Origin of the sequence: Burkholderia sp. Ax-1720 (assembly GCF_011753035.1) — a bacterium.
GTDB classification, from domain to species: domain Bacteria; phylum Pseudomonadota; class Gammaproteobacteria; order Burkholderiales; family Burkholderiaceae; genus Burkholderia; species Burkholderia gladioli.
The window spans coordinates 1-18,573 of the sequence record NZ_VWWK01000141.1; the positions used below are offsets into that span (position 1 = coordinate 1).

General features: G+C 67.9%; 15 protein-coding genes. 10 read left to right on the forward strand and 5 right to left on the reverse strand.

The window, feature by feature from the left end; genetic code table 11:
- From F3J18_RS27830 to F3J18_RS27840, 3 genes are all read left to right on the forward strand, one after another.
- A partial coding sequence (locus tag F3J18_RS27830; RefSeq protein WP_240156448.1) for a diguanylate cyclase occupies positions 1-1,361 on the forward strand: 1,361 nt, incomplete at its 5' end.
- Between the two features lie 199 nt (positions 1,362-1,560).
- Positions 1,561-3,921 carry a hypothetical protein gene (locus F3J18_RS27835; protein ID WP_166915350.1) on the forward strand — a complete coding sequence of 787 codons (2,361 nt, stop codon included), beginning with the start codon at positions 1,561-1,563 and terminating at the stop codon, positions 3,919-3,921.
- Positions 3,922-4,009: 88 nt separating this feature from the next.
- Positions 4,010-5,383, forward strand: a complete 1,374-nt coding sequence (locus tag F3J18_RS27840; protein ID WP_166915352.1) for a phosphatidylserine/phosphatidylglycerophosphate/cardiolipin synthase family protein — start codon at positions 4,010-4,012, stop codon at positions 5,381-5,383.
- A gap of 16 nt (positions 5,384-5,399) precedes the next feature.
- Here F3J18_RS27840 and F3J18_RS27845 read toward each other — a convergent pair whose 3' ends face one another.
- Together F3J18_RS27845 and F3J18_RS27850 are read right to left on the reverse strand one after the other, a co-directional pair.
- Positions 5,400-6,674, reverse strand: a complete 1,275-nt coding sequence (locus F3J18_RS27845) for an aminotransferase class V-fold PLP-dependent enzyme (protein ID WP_166915354.1) — start codon at positions 6,672-6,674, stop codon at positions 5,400-5,402.
- A gap of 50 nt (positions 6,675-6,724) precedes the next feature.
- On the reverse strand, positions 6,725-8,068 hold the full coding sequence (locus tag F3J18_RS27850; protein ID WP_166915356.1) for a cation:dicarboxylase symporter family transporter: 1,344 nt from the start codon (positions 8,066-8,068) through the stop codon (positions 6,725-6,727).
- A 120-nt stretch (positions 8,069-8,188) separates the two neighbouring features.
- On the opposite strand from F3J18_RS27850, the gene F3J18_RS27855 reads away from it, so the two are divergent.
- The 6 genes from F3J18_RS27855 to F3J18_RS27880 all read left to right on the forward strand — a co-directional run bounded on the left by F3J18_RS27855 (position 8,189) and on the right by F3J18_RS27880 (position 15,768).
- Positions 8,189-9,109 (forward strand): LysR family transcriptional regulator, encoded by a 921-nt coding sequence (locus tag F3J18_RS27855; RefSeq protein WP_166915358.1) that lies wholly within the window; start codon positions 8,189-8,191, stop codon positions 9,107-9,109.
- Between the two features lie 100 nt (positions 9,110-9,209).
- Positions 9,210-9,614 carry a DUF2946 domain-containing protein gene (locus F3J18_RS27860; RefSeq protein WP_025101964.1) on the forward strand — a complete coding sequence of 135 codons (405 nt, stop codon included), beginning with the start codon at positions 9,210-9,212 and terminating at the stop codon, positions 9,612-9,614.
- Positions 9,615-9,689: 75 nt separating this feature from the next.
- Positions 9,690-12,107 (forward strand): TonB-dependent receptor, encoded by a 2,418-nt coding sequence (locus F3J18_RS27865; RefSeq protein WP_166915360.1) that lies wholly within the window; start codon positions 9,690-9,692, stop codon positions 12,105-12,107.
- 216 nt (positions 12,108-12,323) lie between these two features.
- Positions 12,324-13,250 (forward strand): ribokinase, encoded by a 927-nt coding sequence (gene rbsK, locus F3J18_RS27870; protein ID WP_025101962.1) that lies wholly within the window; start codon positions 12,324-12,326, stop codon positions 13,248-13,250.
- 59 nt (positions 13,251-13,309) lie between these two features.
- Complete coding sequence (gene fucP, locus F3J18_RS27875; protein WP_166915362.1) at positions 13,310-14,683, forward strand: L-fucose:H+ symporter permease; 1,374 nt, start codon at positions 13,310-13,312, stop codon at positions 14,681-14,683.
- Between the two features lie 2 nt (positions 14,684-14,685).
- The gene (locus F3J18_RS27880) at positions 14,686-15,768 is read left to right on the forward strand and encodes an aldose 1-epimerase family protein (protein ID WP_166915364.1); all 1,083 of its coding nucleotides are present in this window, start codon (positions 14,686-14,688) and stop codon (positions 15,766-15,768) included.
- A gap of 19 nt (positions 15,769-15,787) precedes the next feature.
- Here F3J18_RS27880 and deoR read toward each other — a convergent pair whose 3' ends face one another.
- Positions 15,788-16,558, reverse strand: a complete 771-nt coding sequence (gene deoR / locus F3J18_RS27885) for a DNA-binding transcriptional repressor DeoR (protein ID WP_046582151.1) — start codon at positions 16,556-16,558, stop codon at positions 15,788-15,790.
- A gap of 149 nt (positions 16,559-16,707) precedes the next feature.
- Here deoR and deoC point away from each other — a divergent pair, with 149 nt between their 5' ends.
- Positions 16,708-17,388, forward strand: a complete 681-nt coding sequence (gene deoC / locus F3J18_RS27890; protein ID WP_166915366.1) for a deoxyribose-phosphate aldolase — start codon at positions 16,708-16,710, stop codon at positions 17,386-17,388.
- 136 nt (positions 17,389-17,524) lie between these two features.
- Here deoC and F3J18_RS27895 read toward each other — a convergent pair whose 3' ends face one another.
- Positions 17,525-17,947: a type II toxin-antitoxin system VapC family toxin gene (locus tag F3J18_RS27895; protein ID WP_025101957.1), complete on the reverse strand. Its 423-nt coding sequence runs from the start codon at positions 17,945-17,947 to the stop codon at positions 17,525-17,527.
- Positions 17,934-18,167 carry a hypothetical protein gene (locus F3J18_RS27900; RefSeq protein ID WP_025101956.1) on the reverse strand — a complete coding sequence of 78 codons (234 nt, stop codon included), beginning with the start codon at positions 18,165-18,167 and terminating at the stop codon, positions 17,934-17,936. The genes F3J18_RS27895 and F3J18_RS27900 overlap by 14 nt, the downstream gene beginning before the upstream one ends.
- Positions 18,168-18,573 lie beyond the last annotated feature (406 nt).

Genomic DNA, 18,573 nt, shown 5'->3' on the forward strand with positions numbered 1-18,573 from the left:
CGCTGGCCTCGGCGGCCGCGGCCCCGGCCGAAGCGCGCGCGGCCGCGCCCCCCCGTGCCGGCACCGTCGACACCATCGACCAGGAACTGGTCGCGCTGGCGCTGAACGGCAGCGGCACCGGCATCTGGGATCGCGACGTGGCCAGCGGCGAGATCCGCTACTCGCCGGAATGGAAGGCGATCCTCGGTTATGCGCCGCATGAACTGAGCAGCCGCATCGAGGACGCGGTGGACCGCCTGCATCCCGACGACCGCGAGTATGTCCAGGCGGAGATGCACGCGCACTTCGAGGGCAGGACCGATCGCTACGAGGTCGAGCACCGGATCCTCTGCAAGGACGGCGGCTACAAGTGGATCTGCAGCCGCGGCAAGGTGATCGCCCGCGATGGCGACGGCCGGGCGCTGCGCATGGTGGGCGCGACCACCGACATCACCGCGCTGCGCGAGACCGCCGCGCGCCTGCAGCAGACCATCGACCTGATCACCAACCTGACCGACGAGGTGGACGGCCTGGTGTTCCAGTATCGCGAGACGGCGGCGGGCGATCGTTTCTTCAGCTACGTGAGCCGCGGCATCCAGCAGATCTACGAACTCGAGCCCGAGCAGGTGGCCGGCAGCGCGGCGCCGGTCGAGGCCTGCATCGACCCGCGCGACCTCGCCGCCTACCGGCACTCGCTGCGCGAGTCGGCCGCGCTGCTGACGCCGTGGCGGCTCGAATTCCGCGTGCAGCTGCCGCGCCAGGGCCTGCGCTGGCGGCACGGCGAGGCGCGGCCGCAGCGCCAGGCGGACGGCGGCACGCTGTGGCACGGCTTCATCACCGACACCACCGAGCGCAAGCGCATCGAGGCGGAGCTGCACGAGCTCGCCACCATCGACCACCTGACCGAGCTGGCCAACCGGCGCGATTTCCTGGCGCAGAGCGAGGCCGTGTTCATGCGGCTGCGCCACACCGGCCACGGCGAGGCGGCGGTGCTGATGCTCGATCTCGACCACTTCAAGTCGCTCAACGATCGCTGGGGCCATGCGCTCGGCGATCGCGCGCTGCGCCACTTCGCCCAGTTGCTGCGGCAGGAGGCGCGCAGCACCGATATCGTCGGGCGCATCGGCGGCGAGGAATTCGCGGTGGTGCTGCCGGGCCTGAGCATCGACGCCGCGATCGACTACGGCCTGCGCCTGCAGCAGCGCATGACCGAGGCACCGCTGGCGGTCGGCGAGCGGCTGGTGGCGCTGACCGTGAGCATCGGCATCGACCGCATGAGCGCCGCCGATCTCGGCGTCGACCAGGTGCTCACGCGTTGCGACAAGGCGCTGTATGTCGCCAAGGCACGCGGGCGGAATCGGATCGAGTTGTACATGGATTGAGGCTCGCGAACTGCCGCCCGCGACACCGGGCGGAGGCCTTTTCCATCGGCAAGGCATGCGGACGAAACGCTTGAGCGCGCCGCCCGGCTCGCCTATGCTTGAGTGCTTGTCCGGCGGGGGACGTCAGCGATCCGGACCAGAACAATCACGCGAGAGAACGATGATCCACCGGATAACCAGGCACCGCGGGCTACGATGGATGCTGGCCACCGTTCTGCTTGCCGCGCTGGCGGCTTGCGGCGGCGGAGACGGTGCGGCGAATGGCAGCCCGGGGAATGGCACCGGTACGTCGGCCGGCGGCACGGCGACGGCACGGGACGACGACGCGCTTGCCGCCGCCGCGGCACTGTCGATCGTGGTGACGGTGTCGGACAACACCGTGAATCTCAGCTGGAAAGACGGCTTTCCGTCGGGCGCGACCTATGCCGTGCAGATGCAGGGGGCCGACGGCACGTTCACGACCGTGACCAGCCTGGCCGCGATGGGCAGCGGCAATACCCTGTCGTGGCGGCAGGCACTGCAAGCGGCGACGACGTTCCGGGTCGTGGCGACCGACGACGGCCGGACGTTCAGCCTGCAAACCGCGGCAGGTGCGACCAGCCTGGCCGCCAGCCTTCCCTCGACACCGATCTCGCTGGCCGTGACGAGCTCGCCGGGCAACGCCGCCAACGTCCGGGGCACTAGCGTGCAATTCAACTACTTCGGCCCCGCCGCCGAATCGATCCGCTGGCTGGTCGACCAGCTAGCAACGGGCACGGCGGTGGGAACCGCCCTGGTCTGGGACAGCACCACGGTGGCCAGCGGCCCGCACACGATCGAGGCGATCGTCACCGCATCGGGCGTCACCTACCGCGCCAGCCTGCCGATCATCGTGACAAATCCCGGCACGAGCCCATCGGACATCACGATCAGCAGCGGCAGCGGCGACGTGATCTACGTCCTCGCGCCCGCCGCCGGCTACGCCTCGATGTCGCTGAGCGTCGACGGCCAGTCGATCCAGACGCTGACGCAGCCCAATGCCTGCACCGGCCTGAGCTGCGCCCCGAGCGCCTACGACGCCTTCCGGTTCCTGGTGCATGGCTTGCAGATCGGATCCGGCACCCATGCCGCGGTCCTGACCAGGACGCCCGCCTCCGGCGCGGCGACCCGGGAAAACTTCCCGCTGACCGTGTGGAATGCGCCGCGCCTGACGATCAGCACGCCGGCCGGCGCGAGTTTCGTCGACGGCACGGGCTCGCTGTCGATTTCCGGAACCGCCGGCAGCGACCTGCCCGGCAGCGTGAGCGTGCAAGCCTTTCTCGGCACGGTGCCGATCCCGGTGCAGGCCCCCGACGGCACCCATTTCACGGGCAGCCTGGATCTGAGCGGCATCGCCCCCGGCGCCTACTCGCTGACGATACGCGCATCGGACAGCTATACGCAGTCGACGGTCCAGCAGTTGCAGGTGGTCGTGGCCTCGTCCGCGCAGGCGGTCTATCCGTCGAATTTCGCCCTGGGGCAGCCCCCCGAGCAGTCGACGGCCGCCAACTACATCCAGTTGCTGGCCGCCGATGGCGACAGCATCCTCTACACGGCGCCCGACATGACGGAGCGCGTGCGCGAGGTCGGCGCGCAAACCGAAGTCTCCCTGAGCGGCTCCCTGCCGCTGTTCCCGGTCACGGTCACGCCCTGGATGCTGACCGGCGGCCTGGCCTACTACAGCTCGACGACCTCGTCGACGGGCATCGACGGCTGCCCGGCCTTCAGCAACTGCACCTTCCAATGGGACAGCCAGGGGGCGGTCAGCAACATCACGGCGGCTCTGGGCGGCTCGCCGAGAGCCGCGGTGGGCGGTTACCTGCTGGTCAACGGCCCGAACGCCCGATATGCGCTCTACGGCACGCGCGACGGCAGCCTGACACCGCTCGCGGTTCCCAATAGCGCGAGCTGGGACCTGGCCGTGACCGGCAGCGGCCCACAGTTCTGCTACCTGGATTTCATCGGGGATCCCGGCCACGTGAACTGCATCGCAACCTCCACGCGGACCACGACCCAGTTGGCGAGCCCCTCGGTCGATCGGTCGGCGCCGCTCAGGACCGATGGCACGCATGTCGCCTGGGTCGCGCCGCAAGCCGGCCAGGCCGGCTCGTTCAATGTCGTGCCCGCTTCGCTGCTGGCCGGGTCCATCGCCGGCGGCCAGGCTTCCACCGTGGCCGCGTCGATCTACGCCGGCAATGTGGCGCTGGGAAATGGCGTACTCGCATGGGAAGAACTGGGACCGCCGCATTCGAGCGGGATCAGTACCACGCCGGTGCAAGGCTCGCTCGTCGACATCAAGGCCTATACCTTCACCGGCAGCCCCGTTCAACTGACCACCGATACGAGCGCGAGGCTGCTGGCCGCCACCAACGGCAGCGTGATCTACCAGGCCGGCACGCCGGGCAAGATCTATCGATGGAACGCGGCGACCGGTGCCACCACCGTGCTGATCGACATCGCGCCCAACCTGCTGATTTCCGGAAATTTCCTGTATTTCACGCTGGGCAACAACAACCAGCTGTTCCAGGTGGTGGTGCGGTAAGCTCACGTGGCGCGGACGGACGGCGATCCCGGCCGGCCGCGCCATTGCTCTGTCCGCTCCCACCATCGAAAAAAAACGCCGCCGCGCCATGAAAGTAAAAAGAAGCACCGCGCTGATCCCGGCCTGCCTCCTCGCCTTCTGCCTGCAAGCCCACGCCCAATGCGTCGACCTGATCGCGCCGCTCGACGACAGCCAGCTGCTGCCCTCGCGCATCGCGCTGATCGATCGCGCCGCGCCCGCCGAGCAGATCCGCATCCTCGCCTACATCTTCGAGCTCGACCAGACCGGCAGCCTGGTGCTGCGCCACCTGGTGCAGGCCGCGCGCCGCGGCGTGCCGGTCAAGCTGCTGATCGACGGCATCGGCCCCGAGCCGCACTACCCGATCGAGGACGAGCTGATCGTCGCGCTGCACGAGGTGGCGCCCGGGCTGGCGCTGCGCATCTTCCACCCGCGCGCGCAACTGGCCGAGCTTTCGCATCGCATGCACGACAAGCTGTTCCTGGTCGGCGACACCGCCGTGATCGGCAGCACCTCGATCTGGGATTCGAGCTTCCGCAACTGGCTCAGCGAGCGCGACCTGATGGTGGCCGGCGATGCCGGCCAGGATGCCTCGACCCTGCATGCCATGCACCAGCATTTCGACCTGTTCTGGGGCAGCGAGGCGGTGGTCAGCCCCGAGCCGGAAAAATTCCTCGGCATCGACTCGCCCTATCGCATCTCGCAGGGTTACGCCGCGCTCGATCCAACGCGCATCCGCTACTGGCGCGAGCGCCTGCTGGCGCCGCTCGATATCGATGCGGGCGCAACCGACGCGAAGGGTGCCGCCGGCGCCCCCTTCGATCCGAGCTGGACCCCGATCGCCTGCGAGCGCCTGCGCTACGTGCACGACCAGCCCGACAAGCGCTCGCCCGGCACGCTGCAGGACATGCTGCACGAATTCGAAGCGGCGCAACACGACATCCTCGTCATCAACCCCTACCTGATCCTGGTGCCGGCGCTGCGCGAGGTACTCGAACGCAAGCAACGCGAAGGCGTGCGCGTGACCCTGGTGAGTGCCTCGCTGGCCAGCACCGCGCAGGAATTCCCGGCGGTCGGTCGCGCCTATGCCGACGAATTGCCGGGCCTGGTGAACGCCGGGATCGAGGTGCGCGAGTATCACGACCGCGAGAACCGCATGATGCACGCCAAGCTGGTGCGCATCGACGGCCATCGCTACTACCTCGGCAGCTACAACTTCGATCCGCTGTCGGCGCACGCCAACACGGAAAACGGCCTGTGGATGGATATCCCCGAGGATGGCGCCGATCCGCTGCGCGACAGCGTGGCGTTCTACCTGCGCCATGCGAGCCCGGTGGCCGATGCCGACGGCCACCTGCTGGAGGATCCCGACGCGCGCTGCCGCGCGGCGGGCTGCGGCGGCGTGTGGCGCTGGGTGACGAAGCTGATCCGCGGTTATCTTTGAACCCGGCATCACGGCCTCAAGCCGAGGCCAGTTCCTCGGTGACGGCCAGGAAACGCTCGATATCCTCGGGCGTGTGGCAATGCAGCGGCGAGATCCGCACCGCGCCCGCCAGGCCGAAGGACTTCAGCATGCGGCCCGAATACAGGCTCGTGGCCACCCGCTCGTAGACGATCACGCCGCGCTTCTCGTACTCGCGCACCGCCTGCGTCGGCTCCAGTTTCGCGAAGCCGATGCCGACGATCAGGTCGCGCCGCGCCAGCTCGTCGTGATCCCAGTACACCTCGACGCCGTCGATCGCCCGCAGCCCGCGCCGGCCGCCCCGGCCGTCGAGCAGGGTCGCCAGCAGCGCGCGCTCGTGCGCCTCGATGCGTTCCATGCCGGCCACGAACAGCGCGCGCCGATCGTTCGAATCGACGAAGTGCCGGCCGATCCACACCACGTAGTCGACGATCGACGTCACTACCGCGAACTGCGCGGGCGCCGGGCTGCCGAGCTCCCAGACCCCTTGGTCGCGCGCCGCCAGCCGGTGATGCGGCAGCGCCGCCGCGCGCGGCGACAGCCAGGAGATGCCCGAGCCACGGCAGCCGAAGAACTTGTAGGGCGCGAAATTGATGCCGTCGACGGGCGTCTCGCGCAGGTCGATCACCCCGTGCGGCGCATGCTGGACCGCGTCGACCAGGATGTACAGGTCCGGCTTCACGGCCCGCGCGCGCGCCACGATCTCGGCCAGATCGAATTTCGCCCCCGAGATGTTCGAGGCCGCCATCACGCTGAGCAGCGCCGTGTCGGCATCGACCAGCGAGACGATCGCCTCGACGTCGACGCCGCCGGTGCGCGGGTTGCTCGGCGCGAGCCGCAGCGACTTGCCGGTGCGCTGCGCGTAATACGTCATCGCGTCGTACGAGGACGGATGCTCGAGGATGGTGGTGACGGCATTGCCGCCGGGCACGTTCTCCATGATCGCGCGCACCATCTCGAACATCGCGCCCGAGGCGGTCAGCGAGGGATAGACGCTGCCGCCGACGGCGTTCAGGATGGTCCGCACGTCGGCCTCGCCATCGGCCTGGATCGCCTGTAGATCGAGCGCGCGCGCATGGATGCGCTCGGGACAATCGGGCAGCGCGTCCACGCGTGCCCAGGCCTCGACGGCCGCCTTCAGGCGGAACGAGCCGCCCGCGTTGTCGAGGAACAGGCGCTCGCGGCCGTCGATATCGCGATCGACGTGATGGAAACGCGACCTGATTTCCGTCATCAGGGTTTCGGGGAAAAAAGCGCCTCGTTCACTGCTCATCTGTCTTGCTCCTGTCATTACCGATTCCCGCCGGCCCGCCAGGGCCGGCCTCATTGCTCCAGCGAGGCGAGATAGGCCCGGCCCTTCGCTTCGTCATACTGACCTTCCCACCTGGCGATCACCAGCGGCGCGAGCGCATTGCCGACCACGTTCAGCGCGGTGCGCCCCATGTCCATCACGCGGTCCACCCCGGCGATCATGGCCAGGCCCTCCAGCGGCAGCCCGGCGCTGGCCAGCGTCGCCAGCAGGATCACGAACATGAAGCCGGGCACGCCCGCCGCGCCCTTCGAGGTGACCACCATGGTCAGCGTCAGGACCATCTGCTCCTGCCAGCCGAGATGGATGCCGTACAACTGCGCGACGAACAGCGTGCCGATGCCCAGATAGATCGAGGCGCCGTCGAGGTTGAAGGTATAGCCGGTCGGCACCACGAAGGTGGTGATGCTCTTGGGCGCGCCGTAATCCTCCATCTTGCGCATCAGTTGCGGCAGCACGGTGGCCGAGCTGCAGGTGGAGAAGGCGATGATCAGCTCCTGGCGGATCACGCGCAGCAGCGTCATGATCCGGAATCCGAACAGACGCGCGGCGAGGCCGAGCACGCCCAGCGCGAACAGCAGGATGGCCAGGTAGGTCACCGCCACCAGCTTCAGCAGCGGCAGCAGCGAGGCGAAGCCGAAATTCGCCACGGTCACCGCGATCAGCGCGCACACGCCGATCGGCGCGTAGCGCATCACCATGCCGGTGACGTTGAACATGGTGTCGGCGATGCCCTTGAGCATCGCCAGCACCGGCTTGCGGTACTCGTCCGGCACCGCCTGCAGGCCGAGCCCGAACAGCAGCGAGAAGAAGATCACCGGCAGCAGGTCGCCCTTGGCCATCGAGGCGACGATGTTGTCGGGAATCACGCCCAGCAGCAGCGCCATCAGCCCGTGATGCCCCTGCACCTGCCGGGTCGCCTGCTGGTAGCCCGAGATATCGACATGGCCGAGCCGCGAGAGATCGGTGCCCACGCCGGGCTGCAGCAGGTTGCCGATCAGCAGCCCGAGCACGATCGCGATGGTGGTGACCACCTCGAAATAGATCAGGGTCTTCAGGCCGATGCGCCCGAGCGACTTGCCGTCGCCCACGCCGGCGATGCCGATCACCATGCTGGTGAAGACGATCGGCACCACGATCATGCGGATCAGCTTGATGAAGATGTCGCCGGCCGGCTGCAGGAAGCCCGTCACGGCGGCCTCGCGCAGCGAGGGGAAACGGTTCAGCACCAGCCCGGCCACGATGCCGAGCGCCAGGCCGATCACGATCTGCCAGGCCAGGCCCAGGCGCGGCCGGCGAACCGTGGGCGGGACGGGCTGGGCCCGCGGGGCGGGCGGGTTGTCGACGGCGGTATCCATGCTCACTCCAGGTTGGTGGGTCGGCGCGATCAGGCCACCACCTTATGCAGCCGAAATAAGCAAAAAAAGCGATTTTTTGATATGTAAAAATATCGCTTTTCTTCATGCGAGGGCCGCGCGATGCTGACCTTCAAGCAGATGGAGGCGCTGTACTGGATCGTCCAGCTCGGCTCCTTCGAGGCCGCGGCCGCGCGGCTCAACACCACCCAGTCGGCCGTCTCCAAGCGCATCCAGGAACTCGAGCGCGCCTTCGAGCTGACCATGTTCGATCGCGCGCATCGCAGCGCGCGGCTCACCGACAAGGGCGCGGAACTGTTCGAGCACGCGCGGGATCTGCTGGAGCGGCGCGACCGCATCGTCGAGCAGATCTCCTCGAAGGAGGCGCTGGTCAGGCAGATCCGCATCGGCGTGACCGAGCTGACCGCGCTGACCTGGCTGCCGCGCCTGGTGGCGGCGATCCAGGCCGCGTATCCGAAGGTGCGGGTGGAGGCCGAGGTGGACCTCAACGCGACGCTGCGCGAGCGCCTGGCCGCCGACACGATGGACCTGATCGTGGTGCCGCGGATCCACGCCACCGAACCCTTCGCGGCCACCCCGGTGGGCCGCGTCGACAATGCCTGGATGTGCGCGGCGGGCGTGGCGCCGCGGCGCCGGGCGCCGCTCGCGCTGGCCGACATCGCGCAACTGCCGCTGATCCTGCAGGGCAACCTGTCGGGCACCGGGCAGCTCTACACGCGCTTCCTGCAGGAGCAGGGCGTGAGCCTGCAGCGCGTGCTGGCCAGCAACAGCCTGATCGCGCAGATCGGCCTCGCGCTGTCGGGCCTCGGCATCAGCTACCTGCCCCGCGCCTGCGTCGCGCATCTGGTCGACAGCGGCGCGCTCGAGGTGGTGCGCACGCGCCCCGCCCTGCCGCCGGTGTCCTACGTCGCGCTGCACCGCGCCGAGCGGGCCCAGGCCCTGCATGCCGAGATCGCGAGGCTGGCGGCGCAATCCTGCGACTTCGGGCTCAACCTGATGGCGCCGGCCGCGCCACGTGCCTGAGGCGAGCCGGCCCGCGCAACGCCGCCCGGCCCGCATCGCCCGCTGGCTCCCGCCCATCGCCGGTGGTAGACTGCGCTGCGATTTTTCCCACCCGATTCCTATGCTCCGGCGCTCCCGCACCCGATTCACCGCATGGCTTGGCCTGCTGGCCATGTGGCTGATCGTGCTCGCGCCGCTGGTCAGCCAGCTGCTGGCGGCGCATCGCGCGGACGATCCGACCGTGGCCGCGATCTGCTCGACCGCGCACGCGCCATCGCAGTCGATGGCCATGTCGATGCCGATGCCGGCCGACAGCGCGATGCAGATGGATCACACCGACCCGCTGGCCGCCTGCGGCTACTGCGACCTGCTCGCCGACCACCTCGTGCTGCCCAGCCTGCCGCCCGCGCCGCTGGTGCTGGTGATGCTGGTCGCGCTGGCCGCGGCGCCTGTCCTGTCCACCCGCTTCACGCCGCTCGGCGCCTTCCCTTCCGGCCGCCCCCGCGCCCCGCCCCGGTTTTCCTGAGCCTTGCCTGTTGCCTGCCGCGCCACGCCCTGCCTGGCGCGGGCAGCCGCATGTCCATGCATTCCAGGAAATCCCATGTTGTCCTACACATCCCGAGCGGCGCATGTCCGCCCGCGGCAGCGTGCCCGCGCCATCGCGCTGGGCCTGCTGCCCTTTTCCCTGCCCCTGCTGATCCAGCCGGCCCATGCCGACAACCCGGCTGCCGCCGTGCCCGAAGCCGCGCGCGAGCAAGCCGGGCCCACCTCCGGCACGACGCCCTCGCCCGACGACCCCGTTGCGGTGCTGCCGACCGTCAACGTCAGCGCCGCCTCGCCCGCCGGCGGCGCCGCCGCCCGCCCCGCGCTGGACCCGAACCTGCCGGCCTCGACCGAAACCGTCACGCGCCGCCAGTTCGAGAACTGGAACGTGGTGAATACCGAGGACGTGCTGAAGTACATGCCCAACCTCGCGGTGCGCAAGCGCTTCATCGGCGATCTCAATTCGATCATCGCGGTACGCGGCACCAGCAATTCGCAGAGCGCGCGCGGCCTGGTCTACGCGGACGGCCTGCTGCTGTCGAACCTGCTCGGCAACAGCTATTCGTTCCCGCCACGCTGGTCGATGGTGTTCCCGGCCGAGATCCGCCAGGTGGACGTGATCTACGGGCCGTTCTCGGCGCTCTACCCGGGCAATTCGCTGGGCGCCACGGTGCTGATCAGCACCCGGATGCCGACGCAATTCCAGGCCGATGCCGACGTGAAGGCCTTCACCCAGCACTTCAGCCTGTTCGGCGTGAACCGCAACTTCAACGGCAGCGAAGGCAGCGCGACGATCGGCAACCGGATCGGCAAATTCTCGTTCTTCATCGGCGCCAACCACCTGGAGAACACCAGCCAGCCGCTGCAGTTCGCCACGCTCGCGAAGTCGAGCACGCCGGCGAAACCGGGCGACATCCCGGTGACCGGCGCCTCGTTCTACGACAACCAGACCAATACGCCGACGGCCGTGCTCGGCGTGAACGGCGAAGGCATCGAGCACACCGTTCAGGACCAGCTCAAGCTGAAGCTGCAATACGACTTCACGCCCACCTTGCAGGGCGGCTTCACGCTCGGCTACTGGCATCAGACCTACAACAGCGACACGCCAAGCTTCCTGCGCGACGCGAACGGCAAGCCCGTCTACAGCGGGCTGGTGAACATCGGCGGCTACGAGTACAACATCCCGGCCGCCGCGCTGGCGCCGAGCCTGGGCTGGAGCGAGAACTGGCTCTACGGGCTGTCGCTGAGGACGCACCATGCGACGGGCTGGAACGGCGAGGCGATCGCCTCGCTCTACGACGTGTCGAACAGCGTGGCGCGCACCGCCAATTCCGGCGTGCCCGGCAACGGCCCGGGCCTGCTCACCTACGGCGACGGCACCGGCTGGAAGACACTCGACCTGAAGGCGACCTGGACCCCGCCCTCGGCGCAGGCCGGCCTGGCCAATCACGCCCTCAGCTTCGGTTACCACTACGACAACTACTACACCGACAGCCGCACCTTCAACACCGCCGACTGGCGCGACGGCGCGGCCGGCAGCCTGGCCAACGCCTTCGCGGGACGCACGCAGACCCAGGCCGCCTACGCGCAGGACGCCTGGCGCTTCCTGCCACGCTGGAAGCTCGTCTACGGGCTGCGCTACGAGGACTGGCAGGCTTATGGCGGCTCGCAGTCGCTCGGCGGCACGAGCCTGCCCTATGCCGGCGCCGACCAGCATCACTACTCGCCGAAGGCCTCGCTGTCCTTCGACCTGACCGACGAGCTGACGCTGCGCGCCTCGATCGCGCGTGCCTACCGCTTCCCGACCGTAGGCGAGCTGTTCCAGGGGCAAATCACCGGTTCCTCGATCGTCAACAACAATCCGAACCTGCAGCCCGAGAACGACCTGTCGAAGGAACTGACAGCCGAGTGGGCGCACTGGAACGGGTTGTTCCGGCTCTCGCTGTTCGAGGACGAGGTGAAGAACGCGATCTTCAGCCAGACCGACATCACCGTGATCCCGAACGTCACCAACTTCCAGAACATCGGCAAGGTGCGTTCGCGCGGCGTCGAGCTGAGCTACACGGGCCAGGATGTCGGCCTGCGCGGCCTGGACCTGATCGCGAGCCTAGCCTACACGCAGTCGCGGATCCTCGCCAACGCGCAGAACCCGGCCACGGTCGGCAAGTACTTCTATCGGATCCCACTGTGGCGCGCGGATCTCGCCGGCACCTACCGCATCGGCGAACGCTACGCGGTGACGCTCGCCGCGCGCTACTCGGGGCGCCAGTACAACACGCTGACCAACACCGATTCGAACCCGAACGTGTTCGGCGGCACCAGCAGCTACCTGGTGGCCGATGCCAAGTTCACCTTCTATCCGAGCAAGCTCAGCGAGATCGGCGTGGGCATCGACAACCTGTTCGACTCGCGCTACTTCGTCTACCACCCGTATCCGGGCCGCACCTTCTACCTGGAAGGCCGGCTGCGGATGTAGGGGCCGCGGGGCGCCGGCCGAATGCCGGCGCCCGCCGCTCCCCCTTTTCGATGAAGCGGGCCGCCCGAAATCCGGCCCGGCTTCGTCACGCCCGATCGTGTGACCCTACTAACATCATGAGATTGCATTCTCACATTTAATGTGATTTCATTATCACCCGCGACGGGCCGCTTCCGACCGAGCCCGCTCCGCCCTCATGACAAGGAAGAGACCCAGATGGAGACAATCGCCGTGATCGGCAGCAACATGGTCGACCTCGTGACCTACGTCGAGCGCATGCCCGTGCGCGGCGAGACGCTGGAGGCGCCGAACTTCGAGCTCGGCTGCGGCGGCAAGGGCGCCAACCAGGCGGTGGCGGCGGCGCGCCTGGGCGCGCGCGTAGTGATGGTCAGCAAGGTCGGCGACGACGTGTTCGCCGACAACACCCTGCGCAACTTCGAGCGCGAAGGCATCGACACCACCCACGTGGGTCGCGTGCCCGGCGTGCCCAGCGGCGTGGCACCGATCTTCGTCGAACCCGATTCCAGCAACAGCATCCTGATCGTCAAGGGCGCCAACCGGCACCTGCTGCCGGCCGATATCGAGGCGGCCGCGCCCAAGCTGCGCGAATGCGCGCTGATCGTGCTGCAGCTCGAGATCGAACTCGAGACCGTCTATCACGCGATCGAATTCGGCGCGCGGCACGGCATCCCGGTGCTGCTGAACCCGGCGCCCGCTACCGCCGCGCTCGATTTCGAGCGGATCCGCACGGTCGAATTCTTCGTGCCCAACGAAACCGAGCTGGCGATCGTGTCCGGCATGCCGGTCGATTCGCCCGAGGCCGCGGCGCGTGCCGCGCAGGCGCTGGTCGAGCGCGGCCTCAAGCAGGTGCTGGTCACGCTGGGCGCCCAGGGCTCGCTGCTGGTCTCGCGCGAGGGCGTGCAGCACGTCGCCGGCGTGCCGGTGCAGGCACGCGATACCACCGGCGCGGGCGACGCCTACATCGGCTGCTTCGCGCGCTACTACGCGAGCTCGCGCGACGCGGCGAGCGCCATGCGCCACGCCTCGGCCTATGCCGCGCATTCGGTCACCGGCTTCGGCACCCAGAAGTCCTACGCCGACGCGGCCGGCTTCGAACGCTTCCTGCGCGACGCCGGCCGCTGAGCGCGGCGCCGCCCATCGACGCAACCAGACAGAGAGACAACCCCGGGAAGGAGACACCCATGAGCCGAGCCAGGATCGAACAATCGCCCGACGGCTATTACCTGAATCGCACGCCCCTGTTCGCGTTCACGCTGCTGTGCTGCCTGTTCGCGCTGTGGGGCACCGCCGCCAACCTCAACGACGTGCTGATCGCGCAGTTCAAGAAGTCCTTCTTCCTGTCCGATTTCGAATCGGCCTTCGTGCAGTCGGCCTTTTATCTCGGCTACTTCTTCCTGGCGATCCCGGCCGCCACGGTGGTGAAGAAATTCAGCTACAAGACCACCATCCTGGTCGGCCTGCTGCTCTACACGACCGGCTGCCTGCTGTTCTTCCCTGCCGCCTCGACGGCCAAGTACGGCATGTTCCTGGTGGCGCTGTTCGTGATCGCCGCCGGCCTGTCCTTCCTGGAAACGGCCTCGAACTCCTATTCGACGCTGATGGGTCCGCGCGAGACCAGCACGCGCCGCCTGAACATCTCGCAGACCTTCTACCCGTTCGGCGCGATGGCGGGCGTCTACATGGGCAGCTTCCTGATCTTCAAGCAGGGCGACGCCTCGCATGCGCAGCTCGCGGCGATGTCGGCCGCCGAGGCGCATGTGCACCAACTGGCGATGATCCAGGCCACGCTGGAGCCCTACAAGTTCCTGATCGTGGTGCTGGCCGCCGTGTTCGTGGTGTTCGCGCTGACGCCCTATCCGTCCTGCAAGGGCAACACCGGCACCGCGGCCACGCATCGCATCGACGCGCGCGGCACGCTCGCGCGGCTGTTCGGCAACCGCCGCTTCGTGGCCGGCATCGTCGCGCAGTTCCTCTACGTGGGCGCGCAGGTCGGCGTGTGGAGCTTCACAATCCGGCTGGCGATGCAGATCGGCGGCCTGAGCGAACGCGGCGCCTCGCGCTACCTGCTGGCCACCTTCTTCGCCTTCTTCGTCGGCAAACTGGTCGCCACCCTGGTGATGAAGCGCGTCGGCCCGGCCAAGGTGCTGATCGTCTACGGCGTGCTGTGCATCGCCCTGCTCGCCTACACCATCAGCGTGCACAACATCACGGCCGTCTACGCGGCGGTGGGCGTGAGCGTGTTCCTCGGCCCCTGCTGGCCGACCATCTACGGGCTCACCATCGACGGCCTGGGCAAGGACACCGAATACGGCGGCTCGATCCTGGTGATGAGCATCGTCGGCGGCGCGGTGGTGCCGCTGATCCAGGGGCTGATCTCCGACCACACCGGCGGCAACATGCAGCTCGCCTTCGTGGTGCCGCTGGCCTGCTTCGTGGTGATCGTCTACTACGGCTACTACTGCCTGCGCCACCAGCCGGCCGCGACGCCCGACGCGTCGGGCGAGGCCGATGCCGGCTCGCGCTACGTCGACACGCGCCACACCTCGGGAGCCTGAGCATGCGAGGCGAGATCGAACTGCGTCGCGACGACTTCCGCGAGACGCCGCGCACGCTGTACCGCGCCGAGGGCATGAGCGTCACCGCCTTCGCCTATCCATCGGGCGTGGAGGCGCTGCGGCTGGAGAATCGCCGCGGGCAGCTGGTGGTGCTGCCCTACCTGGGGCAGATGATCTGGGCCGCCGACTTCGACGGCCGCGATCTCACCATGAAGCAGATGTTCCGGCAGCCGAAGCGCGCGGCCTCGATCATCGACACCTACGGCTGCTTCATGTTCCATAGCGGCCTGTTGCGCAACGGCTGCCCGGGGCCGGAGGACACGCACGCGCTGCACGGCGAGATGCCCTGCGCGCCGATGGATCGCGCCAGCCTGGTGGTGGGCGCCGACCAGCACGGCGGCTGGCTGGAGGTGACGGGCGAATACGAATACGTGCAGGGTTTCGGCAGCCACTACCTGGCGCGGCCCTCGGTGCGGCTCGCCGAGCACGAGGCGCTGATGCGCATCGGCATGCAGGTGACGAACCTGGGCGGCGCGCCGATGGACCTGATGTACATGGCGCACCTGAACTACGCCTATGTGCCGGGCGCTCGCTTCGAGCAGGCGCTCGGGGCTGGCGGCCTGCGCCTGCGCGAGAGCGTGCCGGCCCATGTCAGGCCAACGCCGGCCTGGCGCGACTACACGGCGGCGCTGGCGCGCGAACCCGAACGGCTCGCCACGCTCGACACGCCCGGGCTGTACGACCCCGAGATCGTGTTCTTCATGAACCAGGCGCGTGCCGGCCGGGACGGCCTGGCGCATTTCCGGCTGCATCATCCGGATGGCGGCGCCTTCCATACCGCCTATCGCCCCGAGCAGTTCCCGCATGCGACGCGCTGGATCCTGCACAACGCCGACCAGCAGGTGGCCGCCTTCGCGCTGCCCTCGACCTGCGAACCCGAAGGGTACCTGGCCGAGCAGCGCAAGGGCCACGTGGCCGTGCTCGCGCCCGGCGCGACGCGCGAATTCGAGGTGCTGACGGGCTACCTGAGCCCGGCCGAAGTGGCGGAGGGGAAATACGCGATGGAGCCCGCGCGCGATGCCTGAGGCAGCGCGCCGCCCGCGCTCAGGTCACCAGGGCGATGCCGTGTTCGCGCAGGCTGCTCTCGTAGCGCGGGTTCGGCTGCGCATCGGAGATCACGTAGTGGAAGTCGGTCAGTTCGGCGAAATAAGCCGCGCGGACTTCGTCGAACTTGCTGTGGTCGACCAGCAGGAAGCGGTTCTGCGCGCGCTGCATCACCTTCTTCTTGGCGTCCACTTCATGGAAGTTGAAGCAGGTCACGCCGCAGCGCTCGCTCACGCCGGCCGCCGAGATGAAGGCCTTCGAGACGCGCACCGTGTCGAGGATGCCGGTCTCGGCCACCGATTCGAATACCATGTTCTTGCGGTGATAGACCCCGCCGCACAGAATCACGCTGCAATGCGGCTTCTGCTGCAGCTTGGCGAACACGTTCAGCGAATTGCAGACGGCCGTGAATTCGAGCGCGTCGGGAATGAAGTCGATCAGGAAGGGCGTGGTGGAGCCGCAGTCGACGAAGATGGTGTCGCCGGTCTTGACGAACTGGGCGGCGAGCTTGCCGATGCGGCGCTTCTGCTCGGTCTGCCGGTGGTTCTCGGCGCTGATCAGGTATTCGCCGATATCGCTGCGCTGCGCATCGAAATGGCGCGTCACGTAGCCGCCGATCAGGCTCAGGCCATGCGGATTGTCGGCCAGGTCGCGGCGGATCGTCATCTCGGACACGTCGAACAGCTCGGCCACTTCCCGCAGATGAATCGCGTTCTGCCCTTGCAGCACGTTCATCAGCGTCCTGATCCGTTCGCCCTTCCTGGTTTCCATGCCTGTATCCTGCCTGCCCGTCGCGTGTGGTGCCGGGCGCGGGGGCCCGGTCGGAATGTCGTATTTGTAACAAACCGATGTGAAAACATCAACTTTCCGTGTGCCGTTTTTTCTATCCATTCGACGCACGCTCCGTGGAGTTCCAAAACATGTCGCTTTCCAACGCCCAACTCGCCCAAACCATCGATCACACGCTGCTCGCGCCCGACGCCAACGACGCGCAGATCCGCGAACTCTGCCGCCAGGCGGCCGAGCATCGCTTCTACTCGGTCTGCGTGAATTCGGCGAACGTGCCGCTGGCCGCGCGCGAGCTGGCCGGCAGCCCGGTGCTGGTCTGCTCGGTGGTCGGTTTCCCGCTCGGCGCGGGCCTGTCCGCGGCCAAGGCCTTCGAGGCCTCGGCCGCGATCGCGGCCGGCGCCGGCGAGATCGACATGGTGGTCAATCTCGGCGCGCTCAAGAGCGGCCGCCTCGACGACGTGAAGGCCGATATCGCGGCCGTGCAGCAGGCCTGCGCCGCGGTGCCGCTGAAGGTGATCCTGGAGACGGGCCTGCTCGACGAGGCGCAGAAGGTCGCCGTCTGCGAGATCTGCCGCGAGCTCGGCGTGGCCTTCGTGAAGACCTCGACCGGCTTCGGGCACGGCGGCGCGACGCTCGACGACGTCCGGCTGATGCGCCGCGTGGTGGGCCCGGAGATGGGGGTGAAGGCCTCGGGCGGCGTGCGCGACCGCGCCGCCGCGCTGGCCATGATCGAGGCCGGCGCCACGCGCCTGGGCACCAGCTCGGGGGTGGCGATCGTCAGCGGCGGGGAAAACCAGGGGAGCGGGTACTGAGCAGCGGAATGTGACAGGCAGCCACCTGGCTGCCTGTTGAAGCGGACCTCGTTGAAGCGGACCTCGCCGAAGCGCGCCATGCCTTTTCAAGGAACAGCCGCGACGGCGAGGTTCGTGCGGATTCGGCGTCGATCCGCTATGGGCCCTTGAACGGGTTCAGCACACGGGCACCGGTTCCGGCGAAATCGTCCACGTTGCGCGTCACCACGGTCAGATCGTGAATCAAGGCCGTGGCGGCGATCACCTTATCCAGCGAGTGTTCCGGGCGAGGCACACGCAGGTAGCCCCACATCTGCCCGATCTCCTTGTCCACCACGAGAATGTTCGCGGCAAACTCCCGGAGCACGCCATCGAGCCAGTTCGCGAGACGCGTTGCCTGGGATTTGTCGCCACGGTGACGGATGATTTCCACACCTCGCCGCAGTTCGCCCACCGTCACCACCGACAGGTACAGGCCGGCATCGTCGCGAGCCGCCTGGCGAAAGAAGGCCATCACGCCCTTGTCCGCACGATCCCGTTTCCGGATTTCGCTGACCACATTGGTGTCAATCAAATACATTCGCCGCCTCGCCATCGTCCACACGCGCAAAATCGACATCGCTACCGACGTTCGGCATGCCCATCAGCGCTTGCGCGAATGTCTTGCGTTGCGGCTCGCGCAGCGCCCTTGCCAGGATTTCACGATGCTCGGCTTCCGCGCTGTGCCCGTGAGCGGCAGCCCGCTCGCGCAAGATTTGAACAAGCATTTCGTCCACGTTTCTCACCAGAAGATTAGCCATGAGTCGCTCCATGATCGCGGTGCTAGCAATGATAGCACTCGGTGCCGAATACGCGGACATGGAGATCCAATCCCGACAACGTGCCGCATCGTCTACTGCTAAATCGGCTGCTCGTCGTCGTGACCTGGTCACATCATGCCCTCGAACACCCGGTTTCAAGCATTCGCTGGCCATCCGGCAGAGTGTCGGATTGACGTCAGGGGGCTACGGCATGTCTATCGAGCGAGTTGCCGCTCGGCATCGTTCGCGTCGTCGTGACGCAGGATCGAGGCGCGCCTTCCAGCCCTGACGCCGCTCCCGGGCAGCGAGCAGCGCCTACGGCCCGCTCGGGGCTCAATATCCATGCGCATCTCCATTGCCGGCGCCGCCGCCTCCGGCCCCGCCCGGCGTGCCGCCCACCGCGCCG